The organism is Methylobacterium sp. J-072, from assembly GCF_022829425.1.
Taxonomy (GTDB): Bacteria; Pseudomonadota; Alphaproteobacteria; order Rhizobiales; family Beijerinckiaceae; genus Methylobacterium.
Map to the genome: position 1 here is coordinate 1 of NZ_JAKSYK010000005.1, position 304 is coordinate 304.

Sequence of the window (304 nt, forward strand, 5' to 3'; positions counted from 1 at the left end):
GGCCGGGGACCTTGATGCGCCCGGGATAGGGCACCGGGATGGCGCCGTCGCGGCCGACCGGCTGCTCGGGGATGAGGGCGGATTTGGAGCCGGCGGCGAACCGGTCGGCGACCAGCGGTCCGGAGAACAGGCCGCCGGATCCGGGTTCCCAGACCGCGACCGAGACCATGTCGCCGATGCCGATCACCGGCTCGGTGGAGGGGCAGTGGTCGCCGAAGGAGGCGAGCAGGCTGTCCAGCGGGCGGCCGCGCAGGGCCTCGATCACGGAGGGGGTGACGTCGATGATCTCGTAGCGGGCGAGCGT

Annotated in this window: 1 pseudogene; it reads right to left on the bottom strand. The window is 73.0% G+C overall.

Annotated elements, in window-relative coordinates:
* Nucleotides 1-304 (bottom strand): annotated as a pseudogene (locus MKK67_RS00015) (sugar transporter); the annotation flags it as partial.